A 19,852-nucleotide genomic window follows, 5' to 3' on the forward strand; every position below is an offset into this window, starting at 1 on the left:
TATTTTTAACTTAATTACTTGTTAAAATTAAAAAATTGAGTCAATACCCTAATAATACCCAGCTTTTGGAAAAGCATCACCAAATATTTATTGAACAAACTCCAACAGCAATAGCTATGTTAGATACCAACATGGTCTATTTAGCAGCGTCCAAGCAATGGGTTCAAGATTTTAAACTAGAAAAAGAAACTATAATTGGAAGGTCTCATTATGATATTTTCCCAGAAATAGGTGATGATTGGAAAGCTAAGCATCAACAATGTTTACAAGGTGCAATAGATATATGTGATGAAGCACCTTTTTATCGTAAAGATGGGTCCATTCAATGGATTTATTGGGATGTAAGACCATGGTATAATGCTGAAGGAGAAATTGGCGGACTCTTAATGCATACTGGTGATATTACAGAGCAGAAAGAGAAAGAGTTAAAGGAAAAAAAATTCAATACCATATTAAGAGATACCAGCGAAATTGCACGAATAGGTACGTGGGAAATTGATCTTGTACAAGAAAAAGTAATCTGGAGTAGTATGGTGTATGAAATTCATGAGGTTCCTCTGGATTACGAGCCGACAATCGCTTCTGGATTGGATTTCTTTGAAGATGAAGAAAGTCGTAATCGTGTTTTAAAGTCACTAAAAGAAGCTCAAGAAATAGGTACTCCCGTTAATTTAAATCTAAATCTAAAGACAGCTAAGGGTAATTATAGATGGGTCAAAGTTATTGGAAAAGTCGAACAGATTAATGGCGAATCCACGAAAATTTATGGTATAACTCAAGATATAACGTCTTCAAAAAATTCAGAACAGCTCTTAAATGTTGCATATGCAGAGTTGGAAGCTATTTTCAATTCAAATTCTATGGCAGTTATTACTACGGATAAAGACGGAGTAATTAATCGTTTTAATAGTGGTGCTGAAAAATTACTTGGTTATTCTGCAAAGGAAATGATTGGGATTAATAAACCGGAAATTTATCTATTTGAAGAAGAATTGAATGTCTTTAAAAAAGACATGGAACTTGAATTTAAGGGAGATTCTAGTGATGCTAATTTTAACTATCGAAACGAGAAAATTTATAATACCAGACAATGGACCTTTAAAAGAAAAGACGAAACAACTTTCTCAGGGCTAAAATCTTTAACAGCCATTCAAAATAAAGATGGATTTAATGACGGTTTTATAGCAGTTATCACAGATATCTCTAAAATCAAGGAGGTTAAAGATGAATTGCGTAAAAAGAATGAGTTATTGAATTTTGCTGAGCAGATTACGATGATGGGGAACTGGAAGTGGAATGTAATAACAAACGAAGTAAAATGGTCCACTAATCTTTATTCGATTTTTGATTTTGACAGTGAACAATCCGATCTTAATTATGATACTTATTTCAATTTTGTTCATCCAGACGATAAAGAAATGGTTAGTAAACATGTGGAAACAGCAATTGAATTTAAGAAGTTTGAAAACCTCTTGCATCGTATTATGCTAAAAGATGGTACTGTGAAGACCATTAAGCTTATGAGCGAGATCTTTACGAACCATAAAGGTGAAGTTGTTGAACTATTCGGTACATGTCAAGACGTTACCGAATCTAAAAAAGAGGAGCAAAAGCTAATCAAAGCTAAAGAAGCACTAGAAATTGTTGCACAAAAATTATCATATCAAAACAAGCAACTCGCAGATTTTACGCATATTACTTCACATAATTTGAGAGCTCCCGTTGCTAATTTAAACTCGTTAATGGAAATTTATAAGCTTTCAGATGATGATAAAGAACGTCTAGATATATTCAGTAAATTCGATACCGTAATAGATCGCCTTACACTAACATTGAATACATTGATAGAGGCATTAAAAACCAAAATCAGTGATGCTCAAGAAGAATTGGAAAGTGTAGATTTAAATGATATTTTTGAAGATACGACGCAAATATTAAGTGGTTCAATTCTAACTTCAGGTGCTGTTATAAAAGGAGATTTTACAGAACTGTCAACTATTACCTATAATAGAATATATATGGATAGCATTTTCCTGAATTTAATTGGGAATGCCATAAAATATAGGGCAAAAGACAGGGTGCCAGAAATAATAGTAAAATCTAAGATTAAGAATGGTAGAAATATCATTACATTTAAAGACAACGGCTTGGGTATTGATCTTGAAAGACACGGTCATAAATTATTTGGACTTAATAAGGTTTTTCACAGACACCCAGATGCAAAAGGTGTTGGTTTATTTTTAACAAAAACTCAAGTAGAAGCTATGGGTGGTACTATTACCGCCACAAGTGAAGTCAATGTTGGCACAACTTTTACAATAATATTTTAATTAAGTTTACTATGAATAATGTTTTAAAAACATGTATTGTTGATGATGATTCAATTTACCGTTTTACAATGGTAAAAACACTAGAATCAACGAAACTGCCTATGGAAATCATGGCATTTTCAGATGGTGAAGAGGCAATAGATTTTATGCTTGATAATCTTGATCAAGATTCTGTTTTTCCTGATGTTATTTTCTTAGATATTGATATGCCGGTTATGGACGGATTTCAGTTCATGGAAGAATACATAAAAATTAAACCTAGAGTAGGTAAGAAAATCACTATTTATATGGTATCCTCTTCATTGGATCCTGTAGATATAGAAAGGGCAAAGAAAATAAGTGCAATTTCAGATTACATTGTTAAACCAATTGGTTTAAATAGATTAAAAGCCATTATTGAAGATTTGTTAGAAGATCGAAAAGATTAAATCATAAAGAGGTGAGTTATTGTTTTTAGGTTATTATACTATTGAATCGAGTTAAGCTAAACAGTTTAACCCTAGTATTTTTGACTAAACCTAAAAATTTAAAAAATGTCTTTACTCACAATAATTCTAAATATTTTATTACCACCATTAGCTGTTTTTCTTAAACATGGTATTGGTACAACATTGTTAGTTAGTATACTATTGACTATGTTGGCTTGGTTGCCAGGGGTAATTCATGCTTTTGTTGTAAATCAAGAATAGCTCTTAACAAATATTATCTTGTCTTTTACTCGTTTTAGTAAGACAAGTAAACCGCACTAAACGTTAATATAAGATGATGGTTAGTGCGGTTTCTTTTTATAGCTAAACTTCTATATTTGAAAATCAGTTTCTTATTAACATTAATTATGACAGCCAAACTACTTAGCAATTCTTTTATATAATAACTTTGGCGCGTTAGGTATAACTATCTCATTCGACTGTTATTTATTAAAAATCAATAAGTGTTTTATAGATATTTATCATCCATTTTTAATTTTATCATTTATAATATGAATAAATTTTTAAGTATTGTTTTCGGAGTTGTTTTTTTATCGATTGTTGGTTGTAAAGATGTTGATAAACGTGGCAATAGTGAAGGGAAAAGTGAGCAAGCTACGCAAGAGTTAGATAAGGAAAGCGCAGATGCAATAGTACAAAATGCTATCAAAGCGCATGGCGGAAGTCTATATGATAGTGCTAATTATGAATTTGTATTTAGAGATAAATTATACATGTTTAATAATGCTGACGGATCTGCTTATCGGCTTAATTTTAAAGATAGTCTAGGCAATAGAATTGAAGATAATTTTAAAAATGGTTCATTTAGTAGAACTATTAATGACAAAATAGTTGATCTCTCTGAAAAGGATATTTCAATACATAGTAATGCTTTAAATTCGGTTATCTATTTTGCTACATTACCACATAAACTAAAAGATAAGGCAGTACATAAAGAAAATGTTGGTGAAACTGTTATTAAGGGTGAAGATTATGATGTTATAAGGGTCACTTTCGGTAAAGAAGGTGGTGGTAAAGACCACGACGATATTTTTATGTATTGGGTAAATAAAAAATCGAACTACATAAATTATCTAGCATACAGCTATAGCACAAATGACGGTGGTGTACGTTTTAGAAGTGCTTATAACCCGAGAACTATTGATGGTATTCGTTTTCAAGATTACATAAATTGGGAAGCTCCTATTGGTACTCCTTTAAAAGAACTTCCTGCCCTTTTCGAAAAAGATGAGTTGAAAGAGTTATCTAGAATAGAAACAGAAGATGTTCGTAACTTAAATGCAGAACATATAGAATAGGGTCATTCTAGAACACAATTTACTTATCGTATCTTTGAAAGACTGTGTTTGATTCTTTTTCAACGCACATTAAACAAACTTGTTTTTTAATTAAACTCCGTCTTGTATGAAGGGTAAGACCTTATTTGAAAATTTCAATCCCGTTTCTGAAAAAGAATGGAAACAGAAAATTCAATATGATTTAAAGGGGAAAGATTATAACGAAGAAGTGGTATGGAATTCTCCTGAAGGTATTAAAGTAAAACCTTTTTACCATGCAGAAGATTTAGAGCACATAACAGTTACCTCTTCTCATATTACTTCTTGGAATATTGGACAGGCAATCTACTCAGGTAATGCCATAATGGCTAATGAAAAGGCACTGAAATATATAGCAAAAGGAGCTGAAGCTATTCGGTTTGTTATTCCTACTGATGTAGTAGATGGGGCTACTCTTTTGAACAATATTGACTTAAATGCTGTCAATGTCTATTTTGATATGCAATTTTTGTCTAAAGATTACATTACTAAAACGCTAGATAAGGTTACTGATTCTAAAAAGATTCATTTTCAAATTGATCCTATTGGTCATTTGGCAAAATCAGGGAACTGGTATGAATCTATGCCTTCAGATATTAATCTAGTTAATGATCTGGCAGCACTTAATATTGACAATTTATTGAGTGTAGATGTATCTCTTTACCAAAATGCTGGTGCAGATATGGTGCAACAATTGGCAGATGCCTTATCTCATGCCAATGAATATTTAAATATTTTACAAGAGCGCGGAAATCTCGCTAAACTTAAGAGCGTAGATTTTAAGGTAGCTGTAGGGGGTAATTATTTCTTTGAAATTGCGAAGATAAAAGCGTTGCGTAATCTTTGGAACGTTCTTGCCCAAGCATATGATATTGCTGTTCCATGTCACATTATTACACAGCCTTCTAGACGAAATAAAACAATTTACGATTATAATGTAAACTTGCTTAGAACTACTACCGAATGCATGTCTGCGGTACTAGGCGGGTCTGATGCTGTATTTAATTTAAATTATAATTCAGAATATAAAAAAGATAATGACTTTGCAGAACGTATAGCTTTTAATCAGCTTATTTTATTGAAAGAAGAAAGCTATTTTGATAAAGTGGAAAATCCGGCAGAAGGCAGTTATTATATTGAAACCATAAGCGCGCAATTAGCTGAGAAAGCATTGATTTTGTTTAAGGCAATTGAAAAGGATGGCGGATTCTTAAAACAACTAAAAAATCATACGATTCAGAATAGAATTGCTGATAGTGCTCAAAAGCAACAAGAGAAATTCAATACTAAGAAAACAGTTTTGGTAGGTTCTAATGCGTATCAAAATGAGAATGATAAAATGGCGCAGGAAATAGAACTGTATCCGTTCGTAAAAAAGAATCCTCGAAAAACATTGATTACTCCGATTATCGAAAAACGATTGGCAGAAGAACTAGAGCAAAACCGTTTATCTCATGAGTAGAAAAGATTTGCAACATATTCAATTGAATGATTCGGTATTACCTGATAATATTCAGAAGAATGGTACTTTAGAAACAGAAGAATCAACATTTACTACGGCAGAAACAATTTCATTAAAAAAGAAATATGCTAAAGAGGATATAGCTGATATAGAGCATTTAAATTTTGCTGCAGGTATACCACCATTTCTACGTGGACCATATTCCACCATGTATGTATTGCGCCCATGGACTATTAGACAGTATGCTGGGTTTTCAACTGCTAAAGAAAGTAATGAGTTTTATAGAAAGAATTTAAAAGCAGGTCAGAAGGGATTATCGGTCGCCTTTGATTTACCTACCCACAGAGGTTATGATAGTGATCATGAAAGAGTAGTGGGCGATGTAGGTAAAGCAGGTGTTGCCATAGATAGTGTTGAAGATATGAAAATACTCTTTGATGGTATTCCCCTAAACGAAATGTCTGTTTCTATGACCATGAATGGTGCGGTATTGCCAATAATGGCATTTTATATCGTGGCAGCAGAAGAACAAGGTGTTTCGTTAGATAAGTTAGCAGGTACTATACAGAATGATATTCTTAAGGAATTTATGGTGCGGAACACCTATATCTACCCGCCGAAACCATCTATGCAATTAGTTGCAGATATATTTGAGTACACCAGTAAATACATGCCTAAATTTAATAGTATTAGTATTTCTGGGTATCATATGCACGAAGCTGGAGCCCCGGCACATTTAGAGTTGGCGTATACACTTTCTGACGGATTAGAATATATTAGAACAGGAATAAAAGCGGGATTACAGATTGATGATTTTGCACCGCGACTTTCCTTTTTCTGGGGAATAGGCATGAATCACTTTATGGAGATTGCTAAAATGCGGGCAGCAAGAATGCTTTGGGCAAAAGTGGTGAAAGAATTTAATCCGAAGAACGAAAAATCGTTAATGCTAAGAACGCATTGCCAAACTAGTGGTTGGAGTCTTACGGAGCAAGATCCATTTAACAATGTAGCAAGAACGACTATAGAAGCCTCTGCCGCTGTTTTTGGCGGTACGCAAAGCCTACATACAAATGCTTTAGATGAGGCAATAGCGTTGCCTACAGATTTCTCTGCGCGTATTGCTAGAGAAACTCAGATATATCTTCAACAAGAAACGAATATTACCAAGACCGTAGACCCATGGGCAGGTAGTTATTATGTAGAGAAACTTACGGATGAGTTGGTGCATAAGGCTTGGGAATTAATGGAAGAGGTTGAGAATCTTGGTGGTATGACCAAGGCGATTGAAACTGGTTTTCCTAAAACTAGAATTGAAGAAGCTGCCGCTAGAAAACAGGCTCGAATAGATAGTCAGCAAGATGTAATTGTGGGCGTCAATAAATATCAATTGACAGAAGAAGATGAACTTCAAATTTTAGAAGTTGATAATAAAGAAGTTCGTAGACAGCAATTACAGCGATTAGATGAAATAAAGAAAAGTAGAAATACAGCTGTGGTTCATGAAAAATTGAAAGCACTGACCATAGCGGCTAAAAGTAAACTTGAAGATGGCGATTCGCAAGAAAATTTATTAGCTTTAGCTGTAGATGCCGCAAGAGAAAGAGCCACTTTAGGCGAAATAAGTAGTGCTCTTGAAGAAGCATTTGGTAGACATAAGGCAATTATAAATTCATTTACAGGTGTGTATTCAAGAGAAATTAAAGATGATTCAAGTTTTAAAAGAGCACAAGAACTAGCTGATCAATTTGCAGAAAAAGATGGTCGTAGACCACGTATTATGGTCGCCAAAATGGGGCAAGATGGTCATGATCGTGGAGCAAAAGTTGTGGCTACAGGGTATGCCGATTTAGGATTTGATGTAGATATAGGTCCGCTTTTTCAAACTCCGAAAGAAACGGCTAAGCAGGCGGTAGAAAATGATGTGCACATATTAGGAATTTCATCGCTCGCTGGCGGACATAAAACTTTAGTGCCAGAGGTGGTAAAGGAGCTTAAAAGCTATGGTCGCGAAGATATTATGGTTATTGTTGGCGGTGTAATACCTAAACAAGATTATGATTTTCTAAAAGAAGCTGGTGCTACTGCCGTATTTGGACCAGGTACCAAAATTAGTGATGCAGCTATACAATTGTTAGAATTACTTTTAGAGTAAAAACTGATATTAAATCAAATAAAAAATGCCGAGCAATTCAATTGCTCGGCATTTTTTATATTAATCGTAGTAGTTACGCAGTGGCAACCTCTACATTACTTTCTTTATTCTTTAACCAGAAGTATAGAATGGTAAATAGAACTATTAAGATAGCAGGAAACAAAACCATGGTGCCTAAAGTTTCTTGACCTGAAATCAACTCTAATTCATCACCTGTAAATCCTTGTGCTTCAGCCGTTGCTCTGTCAGCATCGATCCATCCACCAATAATAGGTTGAAAGATAGAAGATGAGAACATACCTATTGCACCTATGATAGACATGCCCAAAGCACCTGTTTTAGGAGTTTTTGTTGCGGCTAATCCAATCATGTTTGGCCAGAAGTAAGCAACACCAAGTGCAAATATTACAGCAGCAACATAAGCCATAGCTCCTGTTTGTGTGCTAAATAAATAGATACCTAAAGTTGCTAAAATCGCAGAACCTAATAGAACTCCCGTTTGGTTAAATTTTGCAACCATGCTTCCTCCAAAGAAACGTGCTACAGCCATTAACCCTGCAGTTAAGGCTAAAATTAAAGTTGGCTCAGCTCCACTTTTAGAAAGAATAAGACCAACCCATTGGTTTGGTCCAAATTCTGAAATTGCAGTAAGTGCCATACATATTCCTATAAATAAGAATAGGGGAGTAAACATTCCTTTTAAGTTTCCGCTAATAGTAGCAGCTTCTTCAATTTTTGCTTTAGGCCAAGTTTGACCATAAAACAAAAATGCATAAATAACAGCTGGTATTAATAACAACCATACTTGGCTTTGACCAATGATACCGAAATCTGTCATAAAACCAGATAGCAAGCTACCTACAGCTATACCGCCAGGAAACCACATGTGAAACCTATTTAGCATCGTACTCATTCTATTACCTTTATACGCATCTGCAATCATTGGGTTACAAGCAGCTTCTGTACACCCATTACCAAGACCTATTAATAAGTTTGCTATTAAAAGCCCCATATAACTACCTGAAAAAATCAAGAGTAAAATACCAACGGCATGTGCGAAAAATGCAAATTGCATAATTACTTTTCCTCCTACTTTATGATAAATTAAGCCACCGATTACCATTGCAATTGGGAAACCTAAAAACCACATAGAGGTTATTAGTCCAGCTTGACTGGCGCTTAATTCTAATTCGGTTTTTAATTGGTCTAGTATACCTGCTGCAATAGCAAAAGAGAATGCCGTGGTAATTAATGCGAAACAGCTGGCATAAAAGAGCCTATTTGCATTTACTTTAGAAGTTGAGTTAGAACTGTCCATATTTAAATTGATTTAGTTGTTGTTTTGCATAATTTGCTAAACTAATAAAAATGAAATAATATCGGTGCTTTTTTAGTAAAATGATACCTTAAGTACGACAGAAAGCACAAAAAATAGTATTTACATAATTTTTACTGTTTTTTATGCAATACATTTTATATCGATTTTAGGGGTATTGTGTTGATAATGAAGTATTAGGTAACTTGTAGTCTAAATAATCACCTTTAATTTGAAAAATATGAAATACTGTGTTTTAATGCTTTTAGCCACTTTTGTACTGAGTTGTGGAGATATAGATAGGGCTGTGAGTGAAGAAAATGAAACCACGAGTGCTAAAGTGGATACTAATTACAACCCAGAAGCTGTTTTAGATAGTTTAGGGATTGTATTACGCGATCAAGGTACACCAGTTGCAAATTATGTGCATGCGGTAAGAACAGGCAATCTGATGTTTTTAGCGGGTAAGGGTCCAAAACAGGCTAATGGTGAAAATATTATTGGAAAATTAGGCGATAGCTTAACTATAGATCAAGGTTATCAAGCTGCTCGTGAGGTTGGTATTAATCAGTTGTCGGTTTTAAAAGCTGAACTTGGTGATCTTAATAAAGTGAAAAGAATTGTTAGTGTGCATGGTATGGTTAATGCCTCACCAGATTTTAAAGATCACTCTAAAGTAATTAATGGCTATTCAGATTTAATTGTTGCTGTTTTTGGGGATAAAGGAAAACATGCACGCGCTGCCGTAGGAATGGGTTCTTTACCTGGTAATATGGCAGTTGAGGTTGAGATGGTTGTTGAGGTTTATGAATAAACTTTTTTTCTGGTATACAGTGATGACTAATGTATCTAAGTACAACTGACCTTTGCTAATCTAATTCTTGTTCTCACTAAAAATAAATACTACCAAAAAGGCTACAATTAAACAAATTGCGAAAAACCCGAAAAGATTAATATAGTTAGACATAAGTAGGAATTTTCAGCTAAACTATAAAAAGTATAACAGGGCTATAGTGTTCTTTTGGTATTTTCGATGAATGGTAGCGTTTTTATAGTTCTATATTGATTACCTATTAATACACACCTTTATTAGTGGGTGTTTTGGGGAATGAAAACCTGTTTTTTGGTTATAACCCCATCACTATTCTTTTGCTCCAAATCTCATACATAGGTTCTCCTTTGCTGTTTTTACCTGTATGGTGCCAGTCATCACCTTCAAGTTTGTAATTAAATTCTAATTGTGCACCAACTCTAGAATTGTCTTTAGAGAAGAATTCTATTTGTTCTTTATATATCCCATTTTCGGCTGAGTAGGTACCGCCGCCAGTTCCTGAAAATTTAAAAGACTCTGTATCGTAGGCTATCCACTGAAAGGTATTGTCCATTAAAAGTTTTAAGGTTTTTCTTGTGTTTTCTTCACCTCTTCTTTTTTGACCGGTATCTGGTCCTCTAGTTGCAAAAAGCCAAGCACCATCTAAATCTTGAGTTGCAGGAAAAATAGGTGCTAAAGTTAGCTGTTGAAACCAATTCATTTTAAGCTTCTCGCCATCCATCTCAATAGGAATAGAAAGTTGCCTTAGGGCATCATTTTCGAAGTCAGAATTAAATTCTAAAAGAACCACTAAAAGGGTGTTCGATGATGTGTTTTCAATTTGAATAAATCCTCCTACAGTTTTTATGAATTTTGCAGGTTCAATTTCATATTCATTATAAATAAAAAAGTCATCATTTATCTTCACTTGATGCACGGTTTTTAAGCCATTATTTTCAATAGTATCTGTGTAAATTCCGGGTGGAATTTGACCATAAATCACCAAGTTGATGGCAAAGAACAAAAAAACAGAAATGTATTTACTTTTTGTATGGATTTTTTTCATTTTTTCATTTTTTAAACGTGTATTTTAAAGTATTAAAAATAAGATAGTTATAGATTTTTTGGATGAAAATTTTAAAAAATATGTCGCTGGTCGTAAAAAAAATAAAAAACCTTGTTTTTTCAATTTTTTTGATTTCATTTGTCCTGTTCTAATACACTGCTTTGTGTAGTAGAGATTTCAAGCTTTTAGCTGAACATTATGTATCGTTTTTCTATGTTCGGGTTTGAGGGAAATTGGAAGTGTTTCCCACAAATGGCTTATCAGATAGGTTGCCGATTAATTAAGCAAACTTCCAACACATTTTCTGCAATTATGCAAAGTCAGCATGATTACTTTTTTATACCTACTACTCAGAAGCAAATTCTAGTGTGATTTCTCACCTAATAAAGTTACGTTTTCTTAACTTTAAGTCTATAGACTAGTTGCTATATTTATCATAATCATATTTTATCATTATTTAATATTCAATTTCATGAATACCAAATACATTGATCTTATAGATCAAACTTACTATTTTCCACAAGAAGAGTTTAATTTAGATGGCGAACACCTACAGTTTCACGGCATACCTTTAAACGAGCTTGTTGAGCAATACGGTAGCCCATTAAAATTCACCTATTTACCGAAGATTTCTGAGAATATTCTGAGAGCCAAAAACTGGTTTGCAAATGCCATAGAGAAGAATAACTATAAAGGTAAATATCATTATTGTTATTGTACTAAAAGTTCGCATTTTCAACATGTAATGCATGAAGCGCTTAAGAACGAGATTCATATGGAAACCTCTTCTGCTTTTGATATCAATATTATAGAAAAGCTTAAGAAAGATGGTAAATTAACTGATCAAACGTATGTAATCTGTAATGGATTCAAGCGCGAAAAATACATTGATAATATTGCTCGTTTAATCAATAACGGTCACCAAAACTGTGTGCCTATTATCGATAATTACGAAGAAATAGATTTATTATCAGATGCTATTAACGATACTTTTAAAGTAGGTATTCGTATAGCATCAGAAGAAGAGCCAAAATTCGAGTTCTATACTTCTCGTTTAGGTATTGGCTACAAAAACATTGTTCCGTTTTATGAAAACCAAATAAAAGATAATGATAAGGTAGAGCTGAAGATGCTTCACTTTTTTATCAATACCGGTATTCGTGACAATGCGTATTATTGGAACGAGCTTGTAAAATGCTTAAAAGTATATGTTCGTTTAAAGAAAATGTGCCCATCATTAGATAGTTTGAACATTGGTGGCGGTTTTCCAATTAAAAACTCATTGGCTTTCGAGTACGATTACCAATACATGATTAATGAGATTTTAAACCAGATCAATATAACTTGTTCAGAGGCAGATGTTCCAGTGCCTCACATTTTTACTGAATTCGGTAGTTTCACCGTAGGTGAAAGTGGTGGTGCCATTTATGAGATTTTATACCAGAAGCAGCAGAACGATCGTGAGAAATGGAATATGATAGATTCATCTTTCATAACCACATTACCGGATACTTGGGCAATCAATAAAAGATTTATCATGTTGCCTATTAATCGTTGGAACGATGAATATGAGCGTGTATTGTTAGGCGGATTGACTTGTGATAGCGATGATTACTATAATAGCGAGCAAAATATGAACGCTATTTATTTACCAAAATATAAGAGAGAGAAACCATTGTATATCGGCTTTTTTAACACAGGTGCTTATCAAGAGTCTATTGGCGGGTATGGCGGTTTACAACACTGTTTAATTCCGCAACCAAAGCATATATTGATTGATAAAGATGAAAACGGTAATTTTACTTATAAGCAATTTAGAGCTCAGCAAAAGGCAGAAGACCTACTAGATATTTTAGGATATGATGTTACCGCTGAAGATGAATAAAAATTGTTTGATAACAACGACTGATAGTTACAGAAATACGTATATAAAATTGAAAATAGTACTAAAAAACCATTTAATAATAGCTAAAATATCATGAGTACATCTAAGAATTATGCCGGTATTTCCGATGAATTCGCACAACTAGAAAAATCCAAAATTATCTTGATACCTGTTCCTTATGACGGAACCAGTACTTGGGGTAAAGGAGCGGACAAAGGTCCTGAAGCTTTTTTAGAAGCTTCAGAAAACATGGAATTGTATGACATTGAAACTGATTCTGAGGTTTATAAACAAGGTATTCATTTAACCGATCCTATAACTGAGAACAGTTCGCCAGAGGCTATGGTCAATGAAGTTCATGCTGTTACTAAAGACTTTATTAAACGTAACAAGTTTGTAACACTTTTTGGGGGTGAACATTCAATTTCAATTGGCTCTATACGCGCCTTTAATGAATGTTTTGATAACTTAACGGTATTGCAAATAGATGCACATGCAGATTTAAGAGAATCATATGAAGGTACTAAGTATAACCATGCTTGTGCTGTTTATGAGGCAAGCCAGACTACCAATTTAGTTCAGGTAGGTATTCGTTCTATGGATGTTATTGAAAAGACCGTAATGGATGAGGAAAAAACATTTTTCGCCCATGATATGGTTGCTGATGAATATTGGACAGATAAGGTGGTTGAAGCTATGACAGAGAACGTATTTATTACGTTTGATCTAGATGCTTTTGATCCTTCTATTATGCCTTCTACAGGTACTCCGGAACCAGGCGGATTACTTTGGTATGAAACCATGGAATTCTTAAAGCAGGTTTTTGAAGAAAAGAATGTGGTAGGTTTTGATATTGTAGAACTTTGTCCAAATAAGAATGATAAATCGTCAGATTTTTTGGCGGCAAAATTATATTACAAAATGCTCAGCTATAAATTTGCAGGGCAAGATTTCAATCAAGAGTATGATAATACTTTTGATATAGATTATAAAGCTAACACAATTTCAAAATTTGAAAATGACGAAGAATAAAGGTGCTATCACCAATTTTATAGAAAAATACTACCTACACTTTAATGCCGCTGCATTGGTTGATGCTGCAAAAGGTTATGAAGAGCAATTAGAAAATGGAGCCAAAATGTTGGTGTCATTGGCTGGGGCTATGTCTACGGCTGAACTAGGTAAAATTTTTGCAGAGGTTATTCGTCAAGATAAGGTGCAGATCATTTCTTGTACAGGCGCAAACCTTGAGGAGGATATCATGAACTTGGTAGCACATTCTCATTACAAACGTGTGCCTAACTATAGAGATTTGACTCCGCAGGACGAGTGGGATCTGTTAGAGAAAGGATTAAACCGAGTTACAGATACTTGTATTCCAGAAGAAGAAGCATTTAGAAGATTACAAGAGCATATTTTCAAAATTTGGAAAGATGCCGATGATAAGGGAGAGCGTTTTCTACCGCATGAGTTCATGTATAAAATGTTACTTTCTGGTGTGCTTGAGGAATATTATGAGATAGACCTTAAAGACTCTTGGATGTACGCTGCTGCAGAAAAGAACCTACCTATCATTTGCCCAGGATGGGAAGATAGTACTATGGGTAACATTTTTGCTAGTTATGTAATGAAAGGCGAGTTGAAAGCTAGTACTATGAAATCTGGTATCGAATACATGACTTTCTTGGCAGATTGGTATACTGCAAATTCGCAAAACGGAATCGGATTCTTCCAAATTGGTGGTGGTATCGCAGGTGATTTTCCAATTTGTGTAGTACCAATGTTGTATCAAGATATGGAGCGTACAGATACACCGTTTTGGAGCTATTTCTGCCAAATAAGTGATAGTACTACAAGCTATGGTTCTTACTCAGGTGCAGTGCCTAACGAGAAGATAACTTGGGGTAAATTAGATATTAATACACCAAAATATATAATTGAGAGTGATGCGACAATTGTTGCGCCGTTAATTTTTGCTTACCTATTAGACATGTAATTATGGACAAGAACGCACATTTAAACAGAGTCATTGTTGACTTTAAAAAATTGACACCAGAGGTTCTTAAACTTTTGGTAGAAAGATATCCAGATGGATATGACGACCGTAATATTATCTCCTTTAGAAATGCACAAGGAGAACGTATAGAGGCTGTTGAGGTTTTAACTGAAGACACCAAATATTTGGTAAAAATCAGTGCCAAGCTTGAGTATACTATGGAAAATTATGATGTGGATGATTATGAAGATTTTGATGACGATGATCCAACAGCGGTAGTAGAGCCAGATCCTGAAGATATGGTTGATGGTACAGATGAAGACTAGACTTTCTAGTGCAGTATTAAGATTACACTTTAAAATTCCGGTTTGCTTCAAGTAAACCGGAAAAATAAATCACACATAAAAATTAAACTAAATATCGTTGTGCTTACAACAGATAAATGAAAATTGACGAAATTGAAAATATTGAATTAAAGTTTTTAGATCTTGATGATTATCAAGAATTAAAAACTGCTATGATTTCTGCTTACGCCAACATGCCTGGGTCATATTGGAAAGAGGAGCACATAAAATCTTTAATCGATAAATTTCCTGAAGGTCAGGTAGTCATAAAAATTAATGGTCAATTGGCAGGTGTAGCTTTGTCTATTGTTGTTGACTATGATTCATTTGATGACACCCATACTTATGAGCAAATTACGGGTAAGTACAGTTTTGACACTCATGATGATGAAGGCGATGTACTTTATGGTATAGAGGTATTTATTAAACCAAGCTTTAGAGGCTTACGCTTAGGTCGTCGATTATATGATTATAGAAAAGAACTTTGTGAGAAATTGAACTTAAAGAGTATTGTATTTGGTGGTCGTATGCCTAATTACCATGCGTATGCAGCAGATTTGTCTCCTAAAGAATATATAGACAAGGTTCGTCGTAAAGAAATTCAAGATCCAGTTTTAAATTTTCAAATTAGTAATGATTTTCATCCTGCCAAGGTAATGAAAGGGTATTTAGATGGTGATAAAGCTTCCCAAGACTTTGCTATTCTTATGGAGTGGGATAATATCTATTATCAAAAACCTAATAAAAAGGCGGCTACCAAAAAATCAATAGTTAGATTAGGGTTGATACAATGGCAAATGCGCCCTTACAAAGACTTAGAGGAACTTTTACAACAAGCGGAATTTTTTATAGATTCTGTTTCTGGATATAGGTCCGATTTTGCACTATTTCCAGAATTTTTTAATGCACCCTTAATGGCAGGTAACAATCATATGTCTACGGCAAGTGCTATTAGAGAGCTGGCTAAACATACCCAAGCTATAGTGCAGAAATTTTCTGAATTTTCCATTTCTTACAACATCAACATTATCTCTGGTAGTATGCCTGAAATGATAGATGGACGCCTGTATAATGTAGGTTATTTATGTAGACGAGATGGTAGTATGGAGCGTTATGAAAAGCTACACGTTACCCCAGATGAAGCCAAGGTTTGGGGAATGCAAGGAGGTACGCAGCTAAAGACTTTTGATACGGATTGTGGTAAAATAGGGGTTTTGATTTGTTATGATTCTGAATTTCCTGAATTAAGTAGAATATTAGCAGATGATGGCATGGATATTTTGTTTGTACCTTTCTTGACCGATACCCAAAACGGATATTCTAGAGTACGTCATTGTGCTCAGGCTCGTGCAATAGAAAATGAATGTTATGTGGCTATTGCAGGTAGTGTAGGTAACTTGCCAAATGTTGAGAATATGGATATTCAATTTGCCCAGTCGATGGTATTTACACCATGTGATTTCTCTTTTCCAACCAATGGTATTAAGGCGGAAGCTACTCCAAATACAGAAATGATTTTAATCGCAGATGTGGATATTGACCTATTGCGAGAGCTTAATCAATTTGGTGCGGTACGCAATTTAAAGGATAGAAGAACAGATTTATTTGAGTTAAAAAAGAAATAATAAAACTCCGTTATTATAACAGGAGGTAAAAAACAACAATATTGGATAATTTACAGATTATAGGTAGTGAAGAGTGGTGTGTGTTTAATGATTTGGGTATACCTGCAATTAAAGCAAGAGTAGATTCAGGTGCGAAAACATCTTCCATACAAGCTACCAATATAAAAATGGTATCAAAAGGTGGACAAGAATGGGTGAAATTTGAGGTAAGTCCACTACAAGAAAACCGCAGTATTGCCATTGAATGTCAAGCAAGATTGGTTGCTCGCCGTATGGTAAAAAGTTCATCAGGTATATCTGAAGAACGTTTGGTAATCAAAACTCCAGTTACTATTGGTCAAGATACTTTTGAAATTGAACTTACTCTTGCAAATAGAGATACGATGGAGTTTCGTATGCTATTGGGTAGAGAAGCTTTAAATGAACGTTTTATTGTTAACCCTGCTTTAAATTATCAGCTACAAGATTTTAAGGATAGTGATGTAAATAAGTTATATGCTCCTTACTACAAGGAGAAAACAGGATTGAAAATTGCACTTCTTGCAAGTAATCCTAATTTGTATAGTAATAAAAGAATCATGGAAGCCGCTGAGGCTAGAGGGCATGAAATACATTTCTTGAATGTAGAACAAGCTTATATGAAGCTCGATGCGCATTCTCCTGAAATTAGATATCGCGGTGGAATTATTTTAAAGGATTATGATGCGGTTATTCCACGTATTAAACCTTCAGTTACTTTTTACGGTTGTGCGTTAATTCGTCAATTCAACAATTTGGGAGTGTATTGTCAGAATTCATCAGAAGCAATTACACAGTCTAGAGATAAGCTGTTTGCCTCTCAATTGTTTTCTAATCATGATATTCATATTCCTATAACAGGATTTGCAAAATCACCGATGGATACCAAAGATTTGATTAAAATGGTTAATGGGGCTCCGTTAATTATTAAGCTTCTTGAAAGTACACAAGGTAAAGGTGTTGTTCTGGCAGAAACCAATAAGGCTGCTGAAAGTGTTATTAATGCCTTTAAAAGTGTTAATACCAATATATTGGTACAAGAGTTTATCAAAGAAGCAAACGGGCAGGATATTCGTTGTTTTGTAGTCAACGGTAGAGTAGTGGCTAGTATGCAACGCCAAGCCCAAAAAGGAGAATTTAGAGCTAATATTCACCAAGGTGGTATTGCTTCTATAATTAAAATTACTGCAGACGAAAAGAAACTGGCTTTAAAAGCAGCCAAAGTATTAAACCTTGCAGTTGCCGGTGTAGATATTATTCGTTCTAACAAAGGACCTTTATTGTTGGAGGTTAACTCTTCACCTGGGTTAGAAGGTATAGAAAATGCTACAGGTAAAGATATTGCCAATGCCATGATTGTGGCAATTGAAAAGCGATTGAAATTTGCTAATTAACTTCTGATTGACGATTTATAAAATCAAAAAAGAGGTTACCTGAAAAGGTAACCTCTTTTATTTTTATTAGTTGAACCTTGAAAGTGGTTCAGGTATAATGTATTGGATTATCCCATAAACATCAAACTCGATATAATAGCCCAAACACCAAGACCAATAGCTGCTATACCAAATTTGCCTTGTAATGGGGCAAGTTTAGCTCTTAACTCTTCTCCTTTTTTCATGGCTTCTGCATTTTTAGATAAAAGCATTTCTTGAATCATGCCATAACCTAGTAAGAAGCCTAATACTGCAGTAACTACACTAACTGCAATCCAGGTAATCCACCAAATTGGAAAACTACCAAGCATACCAAGGTTTAGTACTGCGCTAATGATACCCCAGATACCCCAGATACAGAAAATTAGACCGATCCAACCTTGATAAGGTGTGATTTTGTCTAATAGCTCTTTTGCATTTGGTTTTTTTGATAAAAGCAATGATGGAACTGCTAGAATTCCAAGAATAATCAATGTAAGTCCGTAAATCATAATTTTAAATTTTAGGTTGGTTTCCTGTGAATAACGGTAGATTATACTATAAAGTATAAAATTGAATAATAAGAATGCCTAAAATGCGTTACAGTTTTTTTTAAAACGAGGTAATGTTTCATTTTTTAACGGACTTAATTTTCAACTACTTCTTTAAATTTTCTAACATTACTTGCGTTGTTTTTTTAAGGTCGAATTCAGCATTCCAGCCCCAATCGTTTTGTGCAGTGGTATCATCAATACTACTTGGCCATGAATTTGCAATCTCTTGTCTAAAATCTGGTTCGTAAGTAATTTTAAACTTTGGTAGAACAGCCTTAATATTTTCTGCCATTTCTTTTGGTGTAAAACTCATTGCCGCCAAATTATAGGCAGAACGTTCTTTAATGTTCTCTTCTGGTGCTTCCATTATCTGTAAAGTGGCACGTATGGCATCGTCCATGAACATCATAGGTAATTTTGTGTCCTCTTCAAGAAAGCAGTTATATGAGCCTTCCGTAAGTGCTTTATGGTAAATTTCTACAGCATAATCTGTTGTTCCGCCACCTGGCATAGTTTTCCAACTAATAAGTCCCGGGTAACGAATGCTTCTCACATCCACATTAAACTTATTAAAATAATATTCGCACCAACGCTCTCCACTTTGCTTGCTTATGCCATAAACGGTACTAGGCTCCATAATGGTATTTTGAGGAGTATCTTCTTTTGGAGTATTTGGACCAAAAACAGCAATACTGGATGGCCAGAAAATCTTTTCTATTTTTTTATCTTTTGCTAAATTCAATACATTGAATAGCGTATTCATATTTAGGTTCCATGCACGCATGGGGAATTTTTCTGCAGTAGCACTCAACATTGCCGCCATTAAGTAGACTTCAGAAATGCCGTAATAGGCAATTACCTCTTCTAAGGCATCATAATTGGTGGCATCTAAAATTTCAAACGGTCCAGATTGCATTAATTCATCGTTACCTTCTCTAATATCACTGGCAATAATATGTTCACCACCGTGTTTTTCTCTTAGTGTTAAGGTTAGTTCTGTTCCTATTTGACCACAGGCCCCAATAATCAATATGTATTTTGACATTAAAATTTGCGTTAAATGAATTTGAGATAA

The 19,852-nt window shown here is 34.3% G+C and carries 17 protein-coding genes; 13 read left to right on the forward strand and 4 right to left on the reverse strand.

The annotated features are described in order from the left end of the window. The first annotated feature begins 65 nt into the window (after window positions 1-65). The 6 genes from BUC31_RS05250 to scpA all read left to right on the forward strand — a co-directional run bounded on the left by BUC31_RS05250 (window position 66) and on the right by scpA (window position 7,751). A complete protein-coding gene (locus tag BUC31_RS05250; protein ID WP_139251897.1) occupies window positions 66-2,330 on the forward strand; it encodes a PAS domain S-box protein in 2,265 nt (754 codons plus the stop codon). 11 nt (window positions 2,331-2,341) lie between these two features. Continuing rightward, window positions 2,342-2,758, forward strand: coding sequence for a response regulator (locus BUC31_RS05255; protein WP_073241913.1), 417 nt, complete (start codon window positions 2,342-2,344; stop codon window positions 2,756-2,758). 105 nt (window positions 2,759-2,863) lie between these two features. Then, window positions 2,864-3,019, forward strand: coding sequence for a YqaE/Pmp3 family membrane protein (locus BUC31_RS05260; protein WP_073241915.1), 156 nt, complete (start codon window positions 2,864-2,866; stop codon window positions 3,017-3,019). A gap of 290 nt (window positions 3,020-3,309) precedes the next feature. Continuing rightward, window positions 3,310-4,116, forward strand: coding sequence for a DUF6503 family protein (locus BUC31_RS05265; protein WP_073241917.1), 807 nt, complete (start codon window positions 3,310-3,312; stop codon window positions 4,114-4,116). A gap of 106 nt (window positions 4,117-4,222) precedes the next feature. Further along, window positions 4,223-5,596 carry a methylmalonyl-CoA mutase subunit beta gene (locus BUC31_RS05270; protein WP_073241919.1) on the forward strand — a complete coding sequence of 458 codons (1,374 nt, stop codon included), beginning with the start codon at window positions 4,223-4,225 and terminating at the stop codon, window positions 5,594-5,596. Continuing rightward, a complete protein-coding gene (gene scpA, locus BUC31_RS05275) occupies window positions 5,589-7,751 on the forward strand; it encodes a methylmalonyl-CoA mutase (RefSeq protein WP_073241920.1) in 2,163 nt (720 codons plus the stop codon). Before BUC31_RS05270 ends, scpA begins: the two co-directional genes overlap by 8 nt. Window positions 7,752-7,824: 73 nt before the next feature. Here the strand turns inward: scpA and BUC31_RS05280 are convergent, their stop codons facing one another. Next, window positions 7,825-9,069, reverse strand: coding sequence for an MFS transporter (locus BUC31_RS05280; RefSeq protein ID WP_073241921.1), 1,245 nt, complete (start codon window positions 9,067-9,069; stop codon window positions 7,825-7,827). 238 nt (window positions 9,070-9,307) lie between these two features. On the opposite strand from BUC31_RS05280, the gene BUC31_RS05285 reads away from it, so the two are divergent. Next, a complete protein-coding gene (locus tag BUC31_RS05285) occupies window positions 9,308-9,880 on the forward strand; it encodes a RidA family protein (protein WP_073241922.1) in 573 nt (190 codons plus the stop codon). 313 nt (window positions 9,881-10,193) lie between these two features. Here BUC31_RS05285 and BUC31_RS05290 read toward each other — a convergent pair whose 3' ends face one another. Next, entirely contained in the window at window positions 10,194-10,943 is a 750-nt protein-coding gene (locus tag BUC31_RS05290; protein ID WP_073241923.1) for a hypothetical protein, read from the reverse strand. A 472-nt stretch (window positions 10,944-11,415) separates the two neighbouring features. Here BUC31_RS05290 and BUC31_RS05295 point away from each other — a divergent pair, with 472 nt between their 5' ends. The 6 genes from BUC31_RS05295 (at window position 11,416) to rimK (ending at window position 18,205) form a co-directional block, all read left to right on the forward strand. Further along, a complete protein-coding gene (locus tag BUC31_RS05295; RefSeq protein WP_073241924.1) occupies window positions 11,416-12,828 on the forward strand; it encodes an arginine decarboxylase in 1,413 nt (470 codons plus the stop codon). Window positions 12,829-12,921: 93 nt separating this feature from the next. Then, complete coding sequence (gene speB / locus BUC31_RS05300) at window positions 12,922-13,860, forward strand: agmatinase (protein WP_073241925.1); 939 nt, start codon at window positions 12,922-12,924, stop codon at window positions 13,858-13,860. Next, the gene (locus tag BUC31_RS05305; RefSeq protein ID WP_073241926.1) at window positions 13,847-14,824 is read left to right on the forward strand and encodes a deoxyhypusine synthase family protein; all 978 of its coding nucleotides are present in this window, start codon (window positions 13,847-13,849) and stop codon (window positions 14,822-14,824) included. The genes speB and BUC31_RS05305 overlap by 14 nt, the downstream gene beginning before the upstream one ends. Window positions 14,825-14,826: 2 nt before the next feature. Next, complete coding sequence (locus BUC31_RS05310) at window positions 14,827-15,150, forward strand: hypothetical protein (protein ID WP_073241927.1); 324 nt, start codon at window positions 14,827-14,829, stop codon at window positions 15,148-15,150. A gap of 116 nt (window positions 15,151-15,266) precedes the next feature. Next, entirely contained in the window at window positions 15,267-16,793 is a 1,527-nt protein-coding gene (locus tag BUC31_RS05315; protein WP_073241928.1) for a bifunctional GNAT family N-acetyltransferase/carbon-nitrogen hydrolase family protein, read from the forward strand. A gap of 38 nt (window positions 16,794-16,831) precedes the next feature. Then, window positions 16,832-18,205, forward strand: coding sequence for a 30S ribosomal protein S6--L-glutamate ligase (gene rimK, locus BUC31_RS05320; RefSeq protein ID WP_396627747.1), 1,374 nt, complete (start codon window positions 16,832-16,834; stop codon window positions 18,203-18,205). Window positions 18,206-18,312: 107 nt separating this feature from the next. Here the strand turns inward: rimK and BUC31_RS05325 are convergent, their stop codons facing one another. Both BUC31_RS05325 and BUC31_RS05330 read right to left on the reverse strand, forming a co-directional pair. Further along, the gene (locus BUC31_RS05325) at window positions 18,313-18,735 is read right to left on the reverse strand and encodes a hypothetical protein (RefSeq protein WP_073241930.1); all 423 of its coding nucleotides are present in this window, start codon (window positions 18,733-18,735) and stop codon (window positions 18,313-18,315) included. Between the two features lie 145 nt (window positions 18,736-18,880). Beyond that, window positions 18,881-19,822, reverse strand: a complete 942-nt coding sequence (locus BUC31_RS05330; RefSeq protein ID WP_073241931.1) for an NAD-dependent epimerase/dehydratase family protein — start codon at window positions 19,820-19,822, stop codon at window positions 18,881-18,883. Between the last annotated feature and the right edge of the window lie 30 nt (window positions 19,823-19,852).

The organism is Maribacter aquivivus, from assembly GCF_900142175.1.
Lineage (GTDB): Bacteria > Bacteroidota > Bacteroidia > Flavobacteriales > Flavobacteriaceae > Maribacter > Maribacter aquivivus.

What these genes read in the sequence shown, in the direction of transcription:
- BUC31_RS05255 (WP_073241913.1), top strand. Translation starts at nt 2,342, where the DNA reads ATGAATAATGTTTTAAAAACATGTATTGTTGATGATGATTCAATTTAC.
- BUC31_RS05260 (WP_073241915.1), top strand. Translation starts at nt 2,864, where the DNA reads ATGTCTTTACTCACAATAATTCTAAATATTTTATTACCACCATTAGCT.
- BUC31_RS05265 (WP_073241917.1), top strand. Translation starts at nt 3,310, where the DNA reads ATGAATAAATTTTTAAGTATTGTTTTCGGAGTTGTTTTTTTATCGATT.
- BUC31_RS05270 (WP_073241919.1), top strand. Translation starts at nt 4,223, where the DNA reads ATGAAGGGTAAGACCTTATTTGAAAATTTCAATCCCGTTTCTGAAAAA.
- scpA (WP_073241920.1), top strand. Translation starts at nt 5,589, where the DNA reads ATGAGTAGAAAAGATTTGCAACATATTCAATTGAATGATTCGGTATTA.
- BUC31_RS05280 (WP_073241921.1), bottom strand. Translation starts at nt 9,069, where the DNA reads ATGGACAGTTCTAACTCAACTTCTAAAGTAAATGCAAATAGGCTCTTT.
- BUC31_RS05285 (WP_073241922.1), top strand. Translation starts at nt 9,308, where the DNA reads ATGAAATACTGTGTTTTAATGCTTTTAGCCACTTTTGTACTGAGTTGT.
- BUC31_RS05290 (WP_073241923.1), bottom strand. Translation starts at nt 10,943, where the DNA reads ATGAAAAAAATCCATACAAAAAGTAAATACATTTCTGTTTTTTTGTTC.
- BUC31_RS05295 (WP_073241924.1), top strand. Translation starts at nt 11,416, where the DNA reads ATGAATACCAAATACATTGATCTTATAGATCAAACTTACTATTTTCCA.
- speB (WP_073241925.1), top strand. Translation starts at nt 12,922, where the DNA reads ATGAGTACATCTAAGAATTATGCCGGTATTTCCGATGAATTCGCACAA.
- BUC31_RS05305 (WP_073241926.1), top strand. Translation starts at nt 13,847, where the DNA reads ATGACGAAGAATAAAGGTGCTATCACCAATTTTATAGAAAAATACTAC.
- BUC31_RS05310 (WP_073241927.1), top strand. Translation starts at nt 14,827, where the DNA reads ATGGACAAGAACGCACATTTAAACAGAGTCATTGTTGACTTTAAAAAA.
- BUC31_RS05315 (WP_073241928.1), top strand. Translation starts at nt 15,267, where the DNA reads ATGAAAATTGACGAAATTGAAAATATTGAATTAAAGTTTTTAGATCTT.
- BUC31_RS05325 (WP_073241930.1), bottom strand. Translation starts at nt 18,735, where the DNA reads ATGATTTACGGACTTACATTGATTATTCTTGGAATTCTAGCAGTTCCA.
- BUC31_RS05330 (WP_073241931.1), bottom strand. Translation starts at nt 19,822, where the DNA reads ATGTCAAAATACATATTGATTATTGGGGCCTGTGGTCAAATAGGAACA.